We start from the raw sequence: 17,291 nt of genomic DNA, 5'->3' as shown, positions 1-17,291 counted from the left end.
ACCAACATTCGCTGTTGGTCCCGTTTTGTCTATCTGCAGTGAGGGAGCCTTCCGTGGTCCATAAAGTCAAAGGTGTTGTAGCCCGTTCCAAGGGCGCCCCCGTCACGCTGGAGACCATCCTGGTCCCGGATCCGGGGCCGGGCGAGGCCCTGGTGGACATCCTGACCAGCGGCGTCTGCCACACCGACCTGCACTACAAGCTCGGCGGCATCAGCGACGACTTCCCGTTCCTCCTGGGCCACGAGGCCACCGGAGTGGTCAGCGCCGTCGGCCCGGACGTTACGGATGTGGCACCCGGAGACCGGGTGGTGCTGAACTGGCGTGCGGTCTGCGGCAACTGCCGTGCATGCAACCGCGGCGAGGCGCAGTACTGCTTCAACACGCACAACGCCACCCAGAAAATGACCCTGGAAGACGGCACCGAGCTCTCCGCCGCCCTGGGCATCGGCGCCTTCACCGAAAAGACCCTCGTTGCCGCCGGCCAATGCACCAAGGTGGATCCCGACGCCGATGCTGCCGCCATCGGCCTGCTCGGCTGCGGCGTGATGGCCGGACTGGGCGCGGCCATCAACACCGGCGGCGTCAAGCGCGGTGACTCGGTGGCCGTGATTGGCTGCGGCGGCGTGGGCGTGGCGGCCATCGCCGGAGCGGCGCTCGCCGGCGCCACTACGGTCATCGCCGTCGACATCGACGCAAAAAAGCTGGAGCGCGCCAAAGAGCTCGGCGCCACCCACACCGTCGACTCCTCGGAAACTGATCCCGTGGAGAGAATCCGCGAGCTCACCGGCGGCTTCGGCGCTGACGTGGTGATTGACGCCGTCGGCCGCCCGGAAACGTACAAGCAGGCGTTCTACGCCCGCGACCTCGCCGGCACCGTCGTCCTGGTGGGCGTGCCCACCCCGGACATGACGCTGGAACTGCCCCTGCTGGACGTCTTCGGCCGCGGCGGCTCCCTGAAGTCCTCCTGGTACGGCGACTGCCTGCCCTCCCGCGACTTCCCCATGCTCATCAGCCTCTACAAGCAGGGCAAACTGGACCTGGACGCCTTCGTCACCGAGCGGATCAGCATCGACCAGGTGGAGGAAGCGTTCGACAAAATGCACGCCGGTTCGGTCCTGCGTTCGGTGGTGGAGCTGTGAGCCTGAGGATCGACCGCCTGGTGACGTCGGGGACGTTTTCCCTCGACGGCGGAACCTGGGATGTGGACAACAACGTCTGGATTGTGGGCAATGACGAGGAATGCATCGTCATCGATCCCGCCCACGACGCGAAAGCAGTTGCCGCAGCAGTGGGCGGACGGACGCTGAAGGCCATCCTGCTCACCCACGGCCATGACGACCACATCGGGTCCGTCGGTGACTTCTGGGACCTGGTGCAGGCACCCATCCACCTCCACCAGGGTGACTGGATGCTCTGGCGGAGCGTCTACCCGGAAGTGGATCCCGACGTCGACATCAGCCACGGCGACGTGTTCGAGGTGGGTGGGGCGAAACTGAAGGCCCTCCATACGCCGGGGCACTCGCCGGGATCAGTGTCGTTCTACCTGGCGGACGGGCCCGACGGCGAAGGCACCGTCTTCACCGGCGACACACTGTTCCAGGGCGGTCCCGGCGCCACGGGCAGGTCATACAGCGATTTCCCCACGATCATCGATTCCATCCGGTCGTGGCTGCTGCCGCTGCCCCCGGAAACGGTGGTGCGGACCGGCCATGGCGACTCCACCACCATCGGTGCCGAGGCTCCGCACCTTGACGAGTGGATCGTCCGGGGCCACTGACCGCCGTCCAAGCCTCGCGGGCTACGCCTTCCCGCTGTCCAGCCCGGTATAGCTGCTGAACTCGGCAAACCGGAGGGAAGCGTAGCCCGCATAGGTGGACAGCAGGGCGTCCTCGACCGCCTGGACGTCGAGCCCGGGAACCAGGTCGTTGGCAGCGCCGGCGGTCCCAGGGTCCCACTCAAGCCCCAGCGCGGCGTAGCTGTCCGTCAGCACGCCGCGGATCGGGGCGGAATCCTCCACCACAATCACGGAGCTGAAGAGCCAGCCGCCGGACACCACACGCTGCGCCGTGCCCACGAGCTTGACCTGGCGGGCCGGATCGGCCGGGTCGGTGCCGTGCACACTGAACTCGCCGGGGCAGTACTCCCCCGGAATTTCTCCTACGGCCGCCTCCACGCCTGCGGCCCGCAGGGCCTGCGCCAGCAGTTCGCCGAAAAAACCGAACCGGGTCTTGGATCCTGCGATGGCGTCGGCATGCGGCTCGATGTGGTCCACCACGAGCGTGCCCTGGTGGTACGCGGCCGCACGCCCTCCCGCCTTCCGCACGAGGGGTTCGAAGCCCCGGTCACGGCATGCCTGCGCGGCTGCGTCGAATCCGGGCAGGCGGGTGTCCCGCTGGCCGAAGGCGACCGTAGGTGCGGGACGGTACAGCCGCAGGGTGGGGCCGATCCGGCCGGTCTTGGCCCTGGCCAGCAGTTCCAGCGCAAGATCCAGGTCTTCTGCGGCTCCCAGCGACCGTTCCTGGCGCACCACGGTGAGCTCCCGCCCTCCGGTTCCGGCATCCTGCATGTTGCTAAGCTCCCTTATGGTCATATTGCAATTCCTCGTTGTCGCCGCCGCGTTCGCAGTCATTGACGCCGTGTGGCTTAAGCTGATGAACCCGTTCTACCGGAGCCACATCGGCGAGTTGCTGGCGGACAAACCACACCTAGGTTACGCCGTGGCCTTCTATGTCATTTACATCGCGGGAATTGTCTTCTTCGCGCTGCGTCCGGCGCTCGACGGCGGCACCTGGCTGACCGCCGTCGGCTACGGCGCCGCGCTGGGCGCCTTCGCCTATGCCACCTATGACCTGACCAACGCCGCAACCCTCAAGACGTGGCCGCTGCAGCTGATCGTGGTGGATATGCTCTGGGGAGCCGTGCTGACCGGGCTCGCCACCCTGGCCGGCTGGCTGGTGTTCCGGACCAGCTGACACGGGGGTGTCCGCCGGATGCTCCGATTTTCCCAACCTGACCGTTGCCACCGGGAGGCAAATTGCGCCACGACTGGATCCTGAAGGCCGTGCCCGGTATCGGAGTCGCGCGGAGCTACCGGCGATCGTGGCTGAAGGCGGACCTGATTGCCGGAGCGGCGTTGAGTGCCGCACTGGTGCCGGCAGGGATGGCGTACGCCGAGGCCAGCGGTCTTCCTGCTGTGACCGGCCTGTACGCCTCCGTGGTGCCGATGATCGTTTACGCCATTTTCGGGCCTTCCCGGGTGGTTATCGTGGGGCCGGATTCGGCGCTGGCTCCGATGATCGCGGCCGCCATTCTTCCGCTGGCCGGGCGGGACCCGGAGCAGGCGGTGCCCATGGCCGGAGTGCTGGCCATCCTCATCGGTATCTTCCTGGTTGCCGGGCGGCTCTTAAAGCTGGGCTTTGTCACGGGACTGTTGTCCCGGCCCATTCGTGTTGGCTATCTGAACGGCATCGCGCTGGCCGTCACCGTCAGCCAGCTTCCGCGGCTGCTCGGCATCTCTGTCCCCGGCGACAGCCTCATGGAGCGCCTCACCGCCCTGGCCGACGCCGTCGTCAATGGAGGTATCAATCCCGTCGCCCTGGCTGTAGGCGCAGGCAGCCTGGCCGTCATTGTGGCCGGCCGCCTGCTTCCCTGGAAGGTTCCCAGCGTCCTGTTTGCCGTGGCCGGCTCCATTGCCGTTGTGGCGGCACTGGACCTGGCCGGGCAGTTGCCGGTGGTCGGCTCCCTGCCGCAGGGACTCCCGGCCCCTGCCCTGGGCGGCGTTGGGGTGGACGACGTTCTGGCGCTGGCAGGGCCGGCGGCCGGCATCGCGCTGATTGCCTTCGCGGACACTTCCACCTTGTCCAAAAGCCTCGCAGCCCGCCGCGGGGACCGGGTCAACGGCAATGACGAAATGGGCGCACTGGGTATCGCCAACGTGGCGACCGGCCTGCTGGGCGGATTTCCCGTGAGCGGGAGTTCCTCGCGCACCCCGATTGCGCTCGACGCGGGTGCGCGGACCCAGCTCAGCGGGGTGGTGGCAGCCATGCTGGTGGTGCTTTTTATGGTCGCCATTCCGGGGCTGACGGCTTTCCTTCCCACGGCTACCCTCGCCGCCGTGGTGATCGTGGCGGCGGCATCGCTGGTTGACGTCAAAACTCTGGTCCGGCTCATCAGGACGAGCCGGACGGAGGCCCTCCTCCTCATCGTCGCGTTCCTCGGGGTCGCCTTTATTGGCGTCCTGGAAGGAATCGTGGTCGCAATCGGCCTCTCTCTGATGGCCTTCGTAAGGCGCGCCTGGGATCCCTACCGCACGGAGCTCGCCAGCGTGGAGGGCGTTCCGGGCTACCACGACCTGGATCGGCATCCCGGCGGCCGGCGAGTGGAGGGGCTTGTGATTGCACGCTTCGACGCGCCGCTGTTTTTTGCGAACGGCGAGGTATTCGCAGACCATATTCGCAGCCTCGTGGACGCTGCCCCCTGGCCTGTGAAGTGGGTCATCGTCGCAGCCGAGCCCATTACCGATCTCGACACAACGGCGCTGGATGAGGTGGTCCAGCTCGACGACGAACTGGCCCGGGACGGCACCAGCCTGGTCTTTGCCGAGCTGAAGGGGCCCATCAAGGACCGGCTGGTCCGGTTCGGCGCCAGTGCACGGTTCACGCCGGACCATTTCTTCCCCACCATCGACTCTGCCGTGCGCGCGTACAAAGAGGCCGCGTAGCAGCCGCGAAGTCTTACAGCAACGTCAGGACTTCCGCAGTGTCAGGATCTGCTCGGCGCGGCCGAAGGGGCCGGCAAGGTCGTGCAGCACCGTGGACGTGAGGCCAATTCCGTCCGCCCCGAACGACACCGCATTGTCCAGTCCCAGCCATTCACCTTCAGGCCGCCGGTACATATGGATCTGCAGGTCGAGGTTCGGGAAGGCGTAGCTGTCCTTCCCCGGCGGGACGCGAGCCGCGATCCCGTTGGCCGTATCCACCAGCCCCATCAGGCGGGCCAGGTCGCCGCTGTCGGCCGCGTCGGTCAACGGATGCCCGGTCCGCAGCCAGACGGTGCCGGCGCCCGGGCGGTGGCCCTCGGCCACCCGCATCTCCAGGGACCGGATATACCCGCCCGGCCAGACGCTGGCGCCGTCGTACGGCTTGCATTCGTCCGGCGCAGGAATGGCGGTGTCCTCGACAGCTGCGACCGCGCTGGTGTCGCTGGTGATCATGCGCCAGGCGGTGGCGCGGATGGCTACCCGGCCATTGGCGATGAGCTCTGCCTGGAGCAGCTCGATGGTCCTGCCTGGCCGGAGCGTGGTGGTCTCGATATGGAATTCGCCGCCGGGAATCAGTCCCAGGATCTCGTAGCTGAGCCGGGCCATCCGCATGTCCGCCCGGGGCGCGTGCCGTTCAAGGCTGTCCGCCATGAGCCCGGAGGCCGGGGCCATGTGCTGCTCATGCTCGTTCCATGCCCCCTGGGCGTGGATAGTGGAGCGGAAACGGCCGCCGCCCAACGCCTGGTAGTAAAAGTTGCCGGCGGCAAGTTCGGGCAGATCTCTGGTCAACGTTGGCCCTTCCCGTGGTTCTGGGTGAATCGCCACTAACTCTATCGGTTCGCTCAGGACGCTTTGCCCTGACGCGGCGAAATGTTGGCGCCTGCGGCGTGCGATCAAAGTAGACTCAGGAACTGGTCCTGTCAGCAACCCTCGAAAAGAGGTGTCCGATGCGCGTCATTAGCTACAACCTCCGGAAGCACAAGGCGAGCGGAGAACTCCTGGCCCTCGCCCGGAATTTTGAGATCGATGCGCTGTGCCTCCAGGAGGTGGATTCGGCCGATCTGCCGGAAACCCTCGGGCCGCTGCACCTGGCAGACTCCACCAAAGGCAACAGGCTGGGTCTGGCCATCTACTACCGGAGCAGCCGCTTCACGGCTGTGAACACCCAATCGTTCGCGCTCAAGAAGTCCATGCATGACCGGGTGCTGGCGCCTGCCCACGAACGCCTGATCGGCACCCGGGTGGTGGACAACGAAACCCAGCACGAACTGGTCATCGGCTCCTTCCATGCCTCACCGCTCACCGCGTCCAACTCCCTGCGCCGGACGCAGATCCACGCCGCCCACGCCGAGCTGCTGAGCATGGGCAGCGGCCTGATGACGCTGATGGTGGGTGACTTCAACTACCCGTTCTTCACCAAGAACCTGCACGCACACATGAAGGACTCGGGCTACGCCCTGACCCTCAGCGACCGGCGCACCTACACCCGCTACAAGGTCTTCAAGGGCCACTTCGATTTCGCAACGTCCCTGGGCCTGGACATTGAAAGTGTGGAAACCCTGCCGCGCGGCAAGTCAGACCACCTCCCCATCCTGATTACCGCGGAATACGGCCAGGATACCTGAGGGCCGTTTCCCCGGCAGGCGCAGCTAACGGCGCGCGTCGGCCAGCGACAGCATGCGGGTCCGCAGTCCGGGCCAGGCGGCGGCAAACCCGGGGTGAAGTTCCCTGGCGTCGACGTCGGCCAGGGGCACCCACAGCAGTTCGATGCTTTCGGGGTCGCTGATCACCGGCTCAAAGGGATCAGTGACCAGCAGGACCACCGTGGTGTAGGACCAGTAGCCGAAGTCCAGGACCGAGGTGAACAGGACACTGACGCTCCCGCCCGGCACCGCGGCCTCTTCATGGGCCTCCCGAAGCGCGCCGGTGACCGCGTCCTCCCCCTGGTGCAGGGCTCCGCCGGGGAGCCCCCAGGTTCCGCCGTTGTGGCTCCACTCCGCGCGGTGCTGCAGGAGCACACCCCTGTCCGGATCATAGGCGAGCACTCCGGCTGCGCCGAACCTGCCCCAGAAACGCCCGCGGTCCCCGTCCACCCAGGCATCGCCCGGATCCCGCGGGCCCGTCCTGGCAGGAGGGTGCTGAAGGTAGGGGTTTTGCGCGGGCCGGCTTGAACTCCCGGCGTCGGCCTGCGTGGCAGTCACGGAATGATCCATGGCTCCAGTCTGACAGGTGCCCCGCCGGCGGCGCGCACTATATGACGGCCTCAGCCGTGCGTCTTGTCGACGGCGAAATCACCGCCGGGATACATGACGGTCTCGTGGCCGTCGTCAAAGCGGACAAGGTACGGCGGGTGGCCTTCCTGTCCTTTCACTTCCAGGATCACCCCGTGCCGGTCGGTTGAACCGACGGTCCTTCCCCTGACGATGATCCTGTCACCCTGCGCTGCCTCCATGGCAACCACCTCCCAGCCCCAGAGTACGACTCAACGGCAGGCGGCAACAGGGTGCCGTTGAGCAGAGCCGTCCGGCGCGTATGTCGGGCGATGTTTGGCCTGCCGGCCTACACTTCGGTGAGCCGGTACACGGACACGTGGCTGCGGGAATCTGCGGTGAATCCGCTCCGGTCCCAGTCCGCCCACCTTGATTCCAGCTCAAACCCGGCCAGCCGGGCCATCAGGTCGAGTTCGCTGGGCCAGATGTACCGGTGGGGTGTCCGCCCGATCCGCGCCTCCCGCCCATCCGCCAGGTCCGGGCCGAATTGCACGTGGTGGGAGATGACATGCTGGTGCAGCACGTCATAGGTATCCACCAGGAGGTACCCGGGCCGGCTCACCTCCACGGTTCCGCCGTGTCCGGGTGGCAGGGACCGCAGTTGCGGCACCCACAGTTCCACCACAAAGCGCCCGCCAGGTGCGAGGTGACGGGCAGCGTTCTGGAAACACCGGACCTGTCCGTCCTGCGTCAGGAGGTTGGCGATGGTGTTGAACACCAGGAACGCCAGCGAAAAGTTCTCCCCCGCCACGGCCTCGGACATGTCACCCTGAACGACGGGAATGCGGTCCTCTCCCACCTTCTCCCGCAGCCGGGAGATCATCGCGTGGGACAGTTCAATGCCGCTGACCTGGATCCCGGCCTCGGAGAGGGGGATGGCGACACGGCCGGTGCCAATCGCGAACTCGACCGCCGGACCGCCGCCCGCGAGCTCCGAGAGTACCTCTACGGTGGGCGCCAGTACCTCGGGAGAGAACATTCCTTCGCCGGGCGTGTCGTACTGCTGCGCGGCTTCGTGGTCCCAGAGCTGTTGCTGGTTGATCATCCCGCTACTATTGCACCCTATGCCGCTGCGCCTGCTTTTCGTCTCCGATACCCACGTCCCGAACCGCGCCCGTGACCTGCCCGCACAGGTTTGGGCCGCCGTCGAAAGCGCCGACGTGGTGCTTCATGCCGGCGACTGGGTGACGGCGGAACTGCTGGACGAATTCGAACGGAGAAGCCGGCGGCTCGTGGGTGTCTACGGCAACAATGACGGTCCGGAACTGCGCCAGCGGCTCCCGGAGACCGTGCATGTCACGCTGGAGGGCGTACGGTTCGCCATCGTGCATGAAACCGGACCGGCCAAAGGACGCGGCGAACGGGCGGAGGCGCTCTATCCCGACGCCGACGTGCTGGTTTTCGGGCACAGCCACATTCCGTGGGACACCACCACGCCGGGCGGACTGCGCCTGCTCAATCCCGGCTCACCAACGGACCGCCGGCGCCAGCCTGTCTGCACGTATATGGAAGCCGTTGTTGACGCCGGCCTGCTGCAGCGGGTGGAGCTGGTGGAGGTCCGGAAGGACTGATTCCGCACGCGCCCGCCGCCGTCGTCGAACGTTTCAGTCCCTGGCCGCCGCGAGCAGCGAGTCAGTGGCCGGATCCGGCTGGCCGTCAAAGAAGTCTGCCAGCACTGTTTTGAAGATCGTCTCCCCCGGCGCGGCACGGAGGAACAAGGTCATGGAGGACTGGAGCTTCCTGGCATCGATGCCGCCCAGGATGTCGACGGCGGGCTGGCCGGCGTGGGTTTCGATGGCTGCTGCGGACTCGAGCAGCCGAGGCCCCAGGACGTCATGCTTGAGGTAGGCCTGGGCTTCTGCCAGCGTGCTGATGGCGTACCTGACGGACGTCGGGCTGCTGCCAAGCCCGGCTATCTGCGGGAAGATGAACCACATCCAGTGGCCGGTCTTCCGGCCGAGCTGCAGTTCAGCAAGGGCCTGGCCGTACGTGCCGCCGCTGTCCTGGGCGTCAACAAACCGTTCCAGGTGGTAGGGGTCGCTCATGTCCGTCTCCTTCGTTCAGGTGTTGCCTGCTATTTCCGCGGTCAGGGATGCCGCCCGGCGGATCGAATCGTCCGGGTCAAGGCGCCAACGGGTAATCACGACGTCGGCGCGCTGCCGGTCCTGTCCCTCGAGCACCCTCAGCAGCGGAACCACAACGTCGCTGACCAGCGGGTCCACCAGCTCACGGGTGTGCGCGGACCTGATGAAGCCCTCGAGCCTGGTCAGGTCGGTGTGCCGCAGGAGGCCAACACGGGATTGCAGCAGCACAACGGCGGCGAGGCGGCGTTCATACACCGGCCTCCTGCCGGGATGCGGCTGGCCCCAGAGCAAGGATGCCAGGGCCGTCACGTCGTCGTGGGTGAGGTCCTTGAACTTCCTGCCGGCGTCGCGGACGGTCCCGCGCACGGCTCCTACGGATGACCCGTAGGAACCCATGGCGCCGCCCACCCGTGACTCCACATCGTCTGCCCGGTACCAGGCGCCTTCGTTCTGCAGGGTGGTGTCGATGAAGGCCGCCGCGTCCAGCACTGTCTGGTTCACGGCTTACCGCCCGCCGCGGCCGGCGGAGGCGTGCTCAATGCAATACGGCGTCCAGGGCCGGGCCTCCAGGCGGCCTTCGGCAATGGGCCGGCCGCATACGCTGCAGGCGCCGTAGCTGCCGTCCGAGATCCGCTGCAGTGCCGCTTCAACCTGGGCCAGCCCGGAGCTGCTCTGGTTGAGCAGGGCCGATGCCTGGGACAGCTCAAAGGCTATGGTGGCGCCCTCGGGGTCGTGCTCGTCGTCGACGTTGGAGTCCAGGCGCGCCGCGCTGGCTGACGAGATGTCCGCCCGGAGCGCCGGAAGCAGGGCAAGTTTGCGGGCCCGCTCTTCCTCCAGGAGGATCCGGAACCGCTCAAAGTCAGCCATGGGAAAAGCCTAACGCCGCCGATGCTGCGGGGGACTCGACAAGCCGGACGCAACGGAGGATGCTGGCACTCGTAAGCGCCTCAGATGCCGTCTGGCGGCCAGGGACAGACAGCTGACGGACACCACATTCCGCAGAGAAAGCCCGCGTGCCATGCCGACAAATGTTGTTACCCAGCTGGCAGTCAAGTCGCACAATTCACCGGACGAAAAACGCCGTCCGGACAAGACCGAAGTGGACGTCGTCAACCTGGGCGATTACACCGTTGGTCGGTTCACTTTCGAGCCCGGCTGGCGCTGGTCCGACTGCATCAAGCCCGTGGTCCACACCGAGTCATGCCAGGTGAACCACATCGGCTACTGCGTTTCCGGTGCGCTCTCGGTGGAAACCACCGACGGAAACAGCATCAGCATCTCCGCCGGCGACTCCTACACCATTCCGCCCGGCCATGACGCTTGGGTGGACGGCGACCAGGCCTTCGTCGGAATTGAGTTTGTCAGCGCCGCGGAATTCGCCAAACCGACGCAAGACTCCGCCTAGCCCGGGGTCTGGCCCCTGCGGGCAACGGTCAGTACCAGTTGTACTGGACCGAATGGCTCCAGGCTCCGCACGGTGACCCGTAGCGGTCCTTGATGTAGCCAAGGCCCCACTCGATCTGTGTCCTGTAGCTGGTGAGCCAGTCGCTGCCTGCGCTGGCGTACTTCCCTGCGGGCAGGGCCTGGGCAATGCCGTACGCACCGGAGTAGGGGTTGGTGGCTGTGGTCAGCCAGTTGGATTCCTTTGTCCACAGCTGCGCCAGGCACGGGAACTGGTCCTGGCCCCAGCCGTAGGCGGACAACCGGCCGGAGGCGTAGCTCTTGGCGCCGGCTGGATCATTGACCGCACCGCCCGGAACTATGGGCACGACGACAGGTGGCGGCGTCGGCGTCGGACTCGGCGTAGGAGCCGGGGCGGGCGCCGCCGGTGCAGCTGGCGCGGCCGGTGCCGGGTTCACGGGTTTTTGCGCGGCGGCGAGGGCCGCAGCTTTGGCTGCTGCCTCAGCCTGTTGGCGTGCCTGCTCCTGCGCAGCGGCGCGCTTGGCAGCCTGCGCCGCTTCGTAGGCGGCCAGGGCGGCCTGGCCCTGCCGGAACTCGCCCTCGACCGCGGCGGTGGTGTCTTTGAGCGACGCCAGCTGGGCCGTCAGTTCCTGGCCGTGTTCCTGCTGCTCCGCAATCTGCCGTGACATGGCCTGCTGGGCGGCCTGGGCGGCGTCGAGCTTGTCCTTCGCTTCCCCTGACAGGCGCCCGCGTTCTGCCCTCGCTGCCTGCTCCTGCTCCGACAGGGCGCTGGAGACCCGTTCGGCGGCTGCGGATTTGTTGACCAGGGCTGCTGTCTTGTCGCTGACTATCTGGACGATGTTGAGGCCCTGGATGCTGTTGGTCTGGACGGCGTCGAGGGCAACGAAGAATCCCATGTTGGTGCCGCCGGTCTTGTACGACTGCGCTGCCAGCGCACCGATTTCCCTTTTGTACTGTCCAAGTTCGGCCGTTGCGCGTGCTGTCTGGGCGGTGAGGACATCCACCTTGGCACTGGCCGCCTGAAGTGCTGCTTCAGCGACGGCGTACTCGGCGGCGGAGGTGACGGCCGCGCTGCCGAGCGCTTCGGCCTGTGCCTGCAGCCCGCCCAGCAGATCGTTGATCCTGGTGACCTCTGCGGCCTTGCCGGCCTCGCTTTGCTTGGCGTTCTGCACGTCCTGCCAGGAGGGGTAACCGCCGGGCGGGGCGTCGTCGTCGGCGTAGGAAGGAAGCAGGGCAGCCGACCCCATCAGGGCAACGGCCAGCACGCCCGCGATGGCGGGCAGCCTCATTCTGTGAGCAAACCGGGACATAGTTGGTGAGCTTACCGGGCAAAACGCCCGGTCAGCCGTTCCTGGCCCAACATTGTTACCCAGCGGAGATCCCGGGTCGCCGTCCGCCAGTCCGGTGTATCAGGGCATCATCAAAAGAGGTCCTGCAGGCCAGCACGAGATCGCCTTTATCACACCTTCATCGAATTGTTGCGTCACAAACCCGCGGATACCCGATTTTCTTGTGAATCAGGACGCGCTTGGTGAACTCTTTTCGGCATATAGGGAATGCCACCCTGACCTGCGGCGCTAGTCTCCCGAGGCGCAGGAACGGGTGCACGAACCGGACGGACTTCCGCCCTACATTCCGTTACCGGAATGTGACATTCCAATCCGTCGCTGGTTATGGTCGTGCAGTGCCCCGGCTCAAGCCGGGACATTCCCGCCAGTATGCCGAGCCCTGCCACTGACCCGGGACCCCAGCGCATTCCACTGGCAGGGACGGGGGAACCACGTTTCCACGGCTTCTTTCGAAGCCTTGGGGTTAAGTCGGTATCGCTCCGTCCCGTGCGGAGCCGTAACCGGCCGGGTGTCTCCGACCCGAACCCGACAGCTCACCCCGCAGGCATGGGAGAGGCGATCACCCGTGTCAAAGAACCTTAATGCCGTACGCCATCGTGCGAACCTTGTCCGCCCCACCGCCCTCGTCGGCCCGTCCGCAACGGGCACAGCCCGCGCACTGGCGTTCGGCCGGCCTGCACTTGCTGCCGTTGCCGCATCCGCCCTGCTTTTCAGCGTGGGAACCCCCGCACAGGCCGGCGTCCACGGACCCGACAGTTCCGGGACCGTCAATGTTCAGGGCCAGACCAGCGCTCCGGCCGCAGCTCCCGTAGCTGCTCCCGCGGCGGCCCCTGCCCCGGCAGCCGCGGCCACCGTCTACACCGTGGTGTCCGGCGACACCCTGGGCGCTATTTCCGCCGCCTACGGCGTGGCCCTCAGCGACGTCCTGTCGGTCAACGGCCTGACGATGACCACCATCATCTACCCCGGCGACCAGATCCAGATCCCGGGTGCCGGCTACACCGCACCGGCTCCCGTGGCCAAGGCAGCAGCGGCCCCCACCGCTCCGGCCAACACCGGCGTCAAGCTGGCCTCCACCTCCGCCCCCGTGGCGCAGGCTCCGTCCGGCTCGCTCGGCGCGGCCATCCTGGCCTCCGCTTACTCCCAGCTCGGCATCCAGCAGGACTGCACCGCCATGGTGGAGAAGGCCCTGCGCTCGGTAGGCAAGAGTGTGGGAGACCTGGCGCCAACCCAGTTCTTCGCGTACGGCTCCGTGGTGGGTACTCCTGCCGCTGGTGACCTGGTCATCACGGCCGGCCATGTGGGCGTCTACGCCGGAAACGGCCAGGTTGTCAGCGGCGGCGTGGACGGCTACAAGACCGAAGTCCACTCACTCAGCTGGCTGGCCGGAGCGTCCTTCGTCCGCGTAGCGTGATCCGGCCGTGCACGACGGCGGCGGGCGGCACCCAGCCGCGCGCCGCCGTCGTCCATCCCTTGTGTTCGCTCAGGTCCCGCAGAAGGTCCGGTAATTCCCGAAGTCAACCGGCGCGGGACCGGCGTAGCGTTCCAGGCCGGGACGCTCGGTGTATGGGTTCGCCAGGACGTCCACCAGGCGGCGGAACGGGTCCAGGTCGCCTGCAGTAGCGGCGGCCAGAGCCTCCTCCACCAGGTGGTTCCTGGGAATGTAGGCGGGGTTCACCCGATCCATCAAGCCTGTGTCCGGTGCCAGGGCAAGCCATCGTTTGGCCCATGCATCGAATGCTGCCGGGTCCGCGAACATGGCCCGGACAGTGTCAGGCGTGCCCCGGGCTGCCGAGCCGAGGCTCCGGAAGAACGAGGTGTAATCAATCTGTCCTTCCTCAAGCAGTGCCAGCAAGTCGTTCACCAGTAGGGATACTGCGTCGTCGTCCGGTTCCGCGGCCAGCCCAAGCTTGGATGTCATCCCGGCGGACCAGGCCGCGCTGTACAGCTTCCGGAACCCGCCCAGGGACTCCACTGCGAGCGCAACCGCCTGTTCCTGGTCCTCATGGAGCAGGGGCAGAAGGGCCTCGGCCAGCCGGGTGAGGTTCCATTCTGCAATGTGCGGCTGGTTCGCGTAGGCGTAGCGTCCGCCCGCGTCGATGGAGCTGTAGACCGCACCGGGGTTGAAGGCATCCATGAACGCGCAGGGTCCGTAGTCGATGGTTTCGCCTGAAATGGTCATGTTGTCCGTATTCATCACCCCGTGGACGAAGCCCACGAGCATCCACTGGGCCACCAGCGACGCCTGGGCGGCGATAACGGCATCGAACAACGCCAGATAGGGCTGCCCGGCCTGCGCGGCGTCCGGATGGTGGCGGCTGATCGCGTGGTCGGCCAGGCGCCGGAGGAGTTCGGTGTCACCATTGACGCGGGCGAACTGGAAGCTGCCCACGCGCAGGTGGCTGCTCGCAACGCGGGTGAGCACAGCCCCGGGAAGCATGGTTTCGCGGCGGACGGGGCGTCCTGTGGCCACAACGGCGAGTGACCGCGTCGTGGGGATGCCCATGGCGTGCATGGCTTCACTGACAATGTATTCGCGCAGCATCGGACCGACGACGGCCAGGCCGTCACCGGCGCGGGCGAAAGGCGTACGGCCGGAGCCTTTGAGATGGACATCGCGCAGTCGCCCGTGGACGTCGGTGACCTCGCCGAGCAGCAGTGCGCGACCGTCGCCCAGCAGCGGCGAGTACCCGCCAAACTGATGACCGGCGTAGGCCTGGGCTACCGGGGTGGCGCCTTCCGGGATCCTGTTGCCGATCAGCATCAGCGTCCCCTCGGGCGTCCGCAGGGACGACGGATCCAGGCCCAGTTCACTGGCCAAGGCTTCATTCAGGACGAGGAGCTCCGGTGCCGGCGCTTCCTCCGCCTGCCACGGAACAGCAAGCTCCTCGAATTCCCGGGCGAAGCGGCCGTCAAAGGTGAGCGTTGCTGGGGTTGTGGTGCTCATGTTTCAAGACTACCCGTGCCGGCGGCGGCACCGGCGGCGTAAAATTTCGGTACCGGTTCATCACTGCCCCGGGCAGTGACGGTCATGGAAAGGTCGCGGTCGCCATGGTCAGGAATCCCTTCGGGCATCATCAGCAGGAAGACAAACGGTCGGCTGATTCAGCTCACCGAAGCCATCGGTCCTGGCTGAAACGGGAGGACGCAGGGTTTGAGCACGGGCGGAGCAGCCTGTTCTTCCTGGCCCATGACCTTCCCCAGCCTCCCACCGTGACGTGCATCCAGGGACACGAAATTCCGGACGGGCAAACCACGTGCGATCACGGGCATCCCATCGGATAACGCCCGTTTGCCCGGTACAGCAGCGTCCTTGCGTGTGACCCCTCAGACGTGCTGCTTGAACCACGCCAGGGTGTCGTTCCAGGCCGCCGTGGCCTGAGCCTCGTTGTAGCGCCCGCCGGTGTCGTTGTGGAATGCGTGGTCCACGCCCGGGTACACCGTCAGCTGGTGCGTCACGCTGCTGGCCGCCAGGGCGTCCTTCAGTGCCGGCATGGCCCCGGTGATCCGCTGGTCCAGCTCCGCGTAGACACCGAAGACGGCCGCCTTGATGGCCGGGACCTTGTTGAGGTCCGGCGCCGGGCCGTAGAACGCGGCAGTTGCCTTTAGCCCCCTCAGCTCCGTCGCCGCCTGCCAGGTGATCCCGCCGCCGAAGCAGTACCCGTTCATGGCGATCCGGGCCGGGTCCACAAAGTCCTGCGCCGCCAGGTAGTCGAAGGCGGCAGCGAAATCGGCCACATGCCGTGGGGCGCCCGCACGGGTCAGGGCCCCCGGAACGGCATCGGCATCCAAGGCCGCCGTCCCGCCTTCCCTGCTCAGGAGGTCCAGAGCCAGCGCGCTGTATCCGGCTGTGGCGAAACGCCGTGCCACATCCTGGATATGAGGGGTGACCCCCCGGTTCTCATGGCAGACCAGCACCGCCGGACCAGCCGCTCCCCCGCCCGGCCGGGCAAGGTAGCCGCTGATCCCGGTGCCGCTGGAGGGGAACGTGACCATCGACGTCGTCAGTCCCGCCGCGCCCTCGGGAACGGACAGGGGACTCTTGGCACCAGGGACTGCACCGGCGGCCGCGGTGCCGTTGCCCGCCGTCGACAACGACGGGGCAGGCGTGGGCATGGGGTCGCCGCTGCGCGGGACTTCTTCGGGGGTGCACCCGACAAGAAGCATCGCGGCCGAGGTGGCGGCCATGCTTCCGGTGATGAATGCGACGCGCCGGGTAAAAGTGCGGTGGGTCATGTCCCCGGCGCGGTAATCGTCGAAGAATTCCTCGATCAGGTACTTCTCAAACTTGCCAAGCTGGATCATGGGAGCCTCCTGAAGATGCCAACATCCTCCTCCGGTGGCCCGGACCGGGCAAGGCCTCCCTGGCCTCGCTTAACGCAGCGGCCGGCGCCTGGGCACGGTGATCCGGTCCAGGTCATTGGCCGCCACAACCGTCGCCGTACCGGCACGTTCCCGCGCCTGCTCCGCGAGCGGTGTGACGTCGTCGCCATACCGGGAGGAGAAGTGCGTGAGGACAAGGGTGCCGACGGCGGCGCTGGCCGCCAGCTCCCCTGCCTGCCCCGCGGTAAGGTGCCGGTACTCCGCGGCGAGCCCGGCGTCGTCGTTGCTGAACGTTGACTCCGCCACGAGCAGATCCGCACCGTCGGCCAGTTCCTCCGCGCCGGCGCAGGGTGCCGTGTCCATCACAAAGGCGAAGCGCTGGCCGGGCCGGGCAACACTCACATCCTCAACGCGGACGCGTCCCAGGCGGCCGTCACGCTGCAGCCGGCCGACGTCGGCTCCCGTGATCCCCTCCGCGGCGAGCCGGTCCGGAAGGAAGGTGCGGCTGTCGGGTTCGGTGAGCCTGTAGCCGTAGGTTTCGATGCGGTGCTTCAGCGGGTGCACCTCCAGGCCGGGCGCGACCGTTCCGGCGGCGCCATGCGGATGAAGCCGCAGGTCGATACCGGGAGAACTGACGGCCACCAGGGCGCGGACCACCTCCTCCCCGGACACCGGATAATGCAGGTGGACCGGATGGGGCACGCCGTCCAAAGCCATCCGCGACAGCACTCCGGGCAGGCCAAAGCAGTGGTCACCGTGCACGTGCGTGAGGCAGATGCGGGTGATCCGGGTGGCCGATACTCCGGCGTGCAGCATTTGGCGCTGCGTTCCTTCGCCAGGGTCGAAGAGGAGTCCGTCGCCGTCCCACCGCAGCAGGTAGCCGTTGTGGTTCCGGGAGCGGGTCGGCACCTGGGAGGCAGTGCCGAGGATGACGAGTTCACGCATGGAAACGAGTCTCCCACTTTGCGGGCCGGCACGCGGCGGTCCTGTCGCCCGGCACCTGGACGCCAAAACGCCGCGGACCAGTCATCGTTCCGCGGCGTTTTGTTGATTCTGTCCGGAGTTTAGCCGGCCGGCCTGTCCC

General features: G+C 66.9%; 20 protein-coding genes and 1 riboswitch. Of the genes, 8 read left to right on the top strand and 12 right to left on the bottom strand.

Annotated elements, in window-relative coordinates:
* Positions 1-53: 53 nt before the first annotated feature.
* Positions 54-1,139: an S-(hydroxymethyl)mycothiol dehydrogenase gene (locus tag J2X42_RS07095; RefSeq protein ID WP_310163638.1), complete on the top strand. Its 1,086-nt coding sequence runs from the start codon at positions 54-56 to the stop codon at positions 1,137-1,139.
* Positions 1,136-1,777 carry an MBL fold metallo-hydrolase gene (locus J2X42_RS07090; RefSeq protein WP_310163636.1) on the top strand — a complete coding sequence of 214 codons (642 nt, stop codon included), beginning with the start codon at positions 1,136-1,138 and terminating at the stop codon, positions 1,775-1,777. The genes J2X42_RS07095 and J2X42_RS07090 overlap by 4 nt, the downstream gene beginning before the upstream one ends.
* Positions 1,778-1,798: 21 nt before the next feature.
* Here J2X42_RS07090 and J2X42_RS07085 read toward each other — a convergent pair whose 3' ends face one another.
* On the bottom strand, positions 1,799-2,566 hold the full coding sequence (locus tag J2X42_RS07085; protein ID WP_310164290.1) for a lipoyl protein ligase domain-containing protein: 768 nt from the start codon (positions 2,564-2,566) through the stop codon (positions 1,799-1,801).
* 16 nt (positions 2,567-2,582) lie between these two features.
* On the opposite strand from J2X42_RS07085, the gene J2X42_RS07080 reads away from it, so the two are divergent.
* Both J2X42_RS07080 and J2X42_RS07075 read left to right on the top strand, forming a co-directional pair.
* Positions 2,583-2,972, top strand: a complete 390-nt coding sequence (locus tag J2X42_RS07080) for a DUF2177 family protein (protein WP_310163635.1) — start codon at positions 2,583-2,585, stop codon at positions 2,970-2,972.
* 62 nt (positions 2,973-3,034) lie between these two features.
* Positions 3,035-4,720: a SulP family inorganic anion transporter gene (locus J2X42_RS07075; protein WP_310163633.1), complete on the top strand. Its 1,686-nt coding sequence runs from the start codon at positions 3,035-3,037 to the stop codon at positions 4,718-4,720.
* 24 nt (positions 4,721-4,744) lie between these two features.
* On the opposite strand, the gene J2X42_RS07070 is transcribed toward J2X42_RS07075, so the two are convergent.
* A complete protein-coding gene (locus J2X42_RS07070) occupies positions 4,745-5,548 on the bottom strand; it encodes a thioesterase family protein (RefSeq protein ID WP_310163631.1) in 804 nt (267 codons plus the stop codon).
* Between the two features lie 158 nt (positions 5,549-5,706).
* Here J2X42_RS07070 and J2X42_RS07065 point away from each other — a divergent pair, with 158 nt between their 5' ends.
* A complete protein-coding gene (locus J2X42_RS07065; RefSeq protein WP_310163628.1) occupies positions 5,707-6,384 on the top strand; it encodes an endonuclease/exonuclease/phosphatase family protein in 678 nt (225 codons plus the stop codon).
* 24 nt (positions 6,385-6,408) lie between these two features.
* On the opposite strand, the gene J2X42_RS07060 is transcribed toward J2X42_RS07065, so the two are convergent.
* The 3 genes from J2X42_RS07060 to J2X42_RS07050 all read right to left on the bottom strand — a co-directional run bounded on the left by J2X42_RS07060 (position 6,409) and on the right by J2X42_RS07050 (position 8,074).
* On the bottom strand, positions 6,409-6,972 hold the full coding sequence (locus J2X42_RS07060) for an NUDIX domain-containing protein (protein WP_396134037.1): 564 nt from the start codon (positions 6,970-6,972) through the stop codon (positions 6,409-6,411).
* 50 nt (positions 6,973-7,022) lie between these two features.
* Positions 7,023-7,211 carry a DUF1918 domain-containing protein gene (locus J2X42_RS07055; RefSeq protein WP_310163627.1) on the bottom strand — a complete coding sequence of 63 codons (189 nt, stop codon included), beginning with the start codon at positions 7,209-7,211 and terminating at the stop codon, positions 7,023-7,025.
* 107 nt (positions 7,212-7,318) lie between these two features.
* Positions 7,319-8,074, bottom strand: coding sequence for a class I SAM-dependent methyltransferase (locus J2X42_RS07050; RefSeq protein WP_310163624.1), 756 nt, complete (start codon positions 8,072-8,074; stop codon positions 7,319-7,321).
* Positions 8,075-8,093: 19 nt separating this feature from the next.
* Here J2X42_RS07050 and J2X42_RS07045 point away from each other — a divergent pair, with 19 nt between their 5' ends.
* Positions 8,094-8,600, top strand: a complete 507-nt coding sequence (locus J2X42_RS07045; RefSeq protein WP_310163622.1) for a metallophosphoesterase — start codon at positions 8,094-8,096, stop codon at positions 8,598-8,600.
* A 33-nt stretch (positions 8,601-8,633) separates the two neighbouring features.
* Here the strand turns inward: J2X42_RS07045 and J2X42_RS07040 are convergent, their stop codons facing one another.
* From J2X42_RS07040 to J2X42_RS07030, 3 genes are read right to left on the bottom strand one after another with little or no spacing between them, the layout of a single operon-like run.
* Positions 8,634-9,074 carry a DUF1810 domain-containing protein gene (locus J2X42_RS07040; RefSeq protein WP_310163620.1) on the bottom strand — a complete coding sequence of 147 codons (441 nt, stop codon included), beginning with the start codon at positions 9,072-9,074 and terminating at the stop codon, positions 8,634-8,636.
* A gap of 15 nt (positions 9,075-9,089) precedes the next feature.
* Positions 9,090-9,614, bottom strand: a complete 525-nt coding sequence (locus tag J2X42_RS07035; protein WP_310163619.1) for a DNA alkylation repair protein — start codon at positions 9,612-9,614, stop codon at positions 9,090-9,092.
* A gap of 3 nt (positions 9,615-9,617) precedes the next feature.
* Positions 9,618-9,980, bottom strand: a complete 363-nt coding sequence (locus J2X42_RS07030; RefSeq protein WP_310163616.1) for a TraR/DksA C4-type zinc finger protein — start codon at positions 9,978-9,980, stop codon at positions 9,618-9,620.
* 151 nt (positions 9,981-10,131) lie between these two features.
* Here J2X42_RS07030 and J2X42_RS07025 point away from each other — a divergent pair, with 151 nt between their 5' ends.
* The gene (locus J2X42_RS07025) at positions 10,132-10,518 is read left to right on the top strand and encodes a cupin domain-containing protein (RefSeq protein WP_310163613.1); all 387 of its coding nucleotides are present in this window, start codon (positions 10,132-10,134) and stop codon (positions 10,516-10,518) included.
* 28 nt (positions 10,519-10,546) lie between these two features.
* Here the strand turns inward: J2X42_RS07025 and J2X42_RS07020 are convergent, their stop codons facing one another.
* Entirely contained in the window at positions 10,547-11,824 is a 1,278-nt protein-coding gene (locus J2X42_RS07020) for a lytic transglycosylase domain-containing protein (RefSeq protein ID WP_310163611.1), read from the bottom strand.
* A gap of 420 nt (positions 11,825-12,244) precedes the next feature.
* Positions 12,245-12,446: riboswitch (cyclic di-AMP (ydaO/yuaA leader) on the top strand.
* A gap of 3 nt (positions 12,447-12,449) precedes the next feature.
* Here J2X42_RS07020 and J2X42_RS07015 point away from each other — a divergent pair.
* A complete protein-coding gene (locus J2X42_RS07015; protein ID WP_310163609.1) occupies positions 12,450-13,298 on the top strand; it encodes a LysM domain-containing protein in 849 nt (282 codons plus the stop codon).
* 69 nt (positions 13,299-13,367) lie between these two features.
* Here the strand turns inward: J2X42_RS07015 and J2X42_RS07010 are convergent, their stop codons facing one another.
* The 3 genes from J2X42_RS07010 to J2X42_RS07000 all read right to left on the bottom strand — a co-directional run bounded on the left by J2X42_RS07010 (position 13,368) and on the right by J2X42_RS07000 (position 17,152).
* Positions 13,368-14,831 carry a protein adenylyltransferase SelO family protein gene (locus tag J2X42_RS07010; RefSeq protein WP_310163608.1) on the bottom strand — a complete coding sequence of 488 codons (1,464 nt, stop codon included), beginning with the start codon at positions 14,829-14,831 and terminating at the stop codon, positions 13,368-13,370.
* A 380-nt stretch (positions 14,832-15,211) separates the two neighbouring features.
* On the bottom strand, positions 15,212-16,189 hold the full coding sequence (locus tag J2X42_RS07005; RefSeq protein ID WP_310163607.1) for a dienelactone hydrolase family protein: 978 nt from the start codon (positions 16,187-16,189) through the stop codon (positions 15,212-15,214).
* A 69-nt stretch (positions 16,190-16,258) separates the two neighbouring features.
* A complete protein-coding gene (locus tag J2X42_RS07000; RefSeq protein WP_310163605.1) occupies positions 16,259-17,152 on the bottom strand; it encodes a ribonuclease Z in 894 nt (297 codons plus the stop codon).
* Positions 17,153-17,291: the final 139 nt, after the last annotated feature.

Origin of the sequence: Arthrobacter sp. BE255 (genome assembly GCF_031457335.1) — a bacterium.
GTDB lineage: Bacteria > Actinomycetota > Actinomycetes > Actinomycetales > Micrococcaceae > Arthrobacter.
This window is presented reverse-complemented; position numbering and strand designations above follow the sequence as displayed.

Excerpts from the sequence above, each read along its gene's own strand:
- J2X42_RS07085 (WP_310164290.1), bottom strand. The coding sequence starts at position 2,566 with ATGCAGGATGCCGGAACCGGAGGGCGGGAGCTCACCGTGGTGCGCCAG.
- J2X42_RS07080 (WP_310163635.1), top strand. The coding sequence starts at position 2,583 with ATGGTCATATTGCAATTCCTCGTTGTCGCCGCCGCGTTCGCAGTCATT.
- J2X42_RS07065 (WP_310163628.1), top strand. The coding sequence starts at position 5,707 with ATGCGCGTCATTAGCTACAACCTCCGGAAGCACAAGGCGAGCGGAGAA.
- J2X42_RS07060 (WP_396134037.1), bottom strand. The coding sequence starts at position 6,972 with ATGGATCATTCCGTGACTGCCACGCAGGCCGACGCCGGGAGTTCAAGC.
- J2X42_RS07055 (WP_310163627.1), bottom strand. The coding sequence starts at position 7,211 with ATGGAGGCAGCGCAGGGTGACAGGATCATCGTCAGGGGAAGGACCGTC.
- J2X42_RS07050 (WP_310163624.1), bottom strand. The coding sequence starts at position 8,074 with ATGATCAACCAGCAACAGCTCTGGGACCACGAAGCCGCGCAGCAGTAC.
- J2X42_RS07045 (WP_310163622.1), top strand. The coding sequence starts at position 8,094 with ATGCCGCTGCGCCTGCTTTTCGTCTCCGATACCCACGTCCCGAACCGC.
- J2X42_RS07040 (WP_310163620.1), bottom strand. The coding sequence starts at position 9,074 with ATGAGCGACCCCTACCACCTGGAACGGTTTGTTGACGCCCAGGACAGC.
- J2X42_RS07030 (WP_310163616.1), bottom strand. The coding sequence starts at position 9,980 with ATGGCTGACTTTGAGCGGTTCCGGATCCTCCTGGAGGAAGAGCGGGCC.
- J2X42_RS07025 (WP_310163613.1), top strand. The coding sequence starts at position 10,132 with ATGCCGACAAATGTTGTTACCCAGCTGGCAGTCAAGTCGCACAATTCA.
- J2X42_RS07020 (WP_310163611.1), bottom strand. The coding sequence starts at position 11,824 with ATGAGGCTGCCCGCCATCGCGGGCGTGCTGGCCGTTGCCCTGATGGGG.
- J2X42_RS07010 (WP_310163608.1), bottom strand. The coding sequence starts at position 14,831 with ATGAGCACCACAACCCCAGCAACGCTCACCTTTGACGGCCGCTTCGCC.
- J2X42_RS07005 (WP_310163607.1), bottom strand. The coding sequence starts at position 16,189 with ATGATCCAGCTTGGCAAGTTTGAGAAGTACCTGATCGAGGAATTCTTC.
- J2X42_RS07000 (WP_310163605.1), bottom strand. The coding sequence starts at position 17,152 with ATGCGTGAACTCGTCATCCTCGGCACTGCCTCCCAGGTGCCGACCCGC.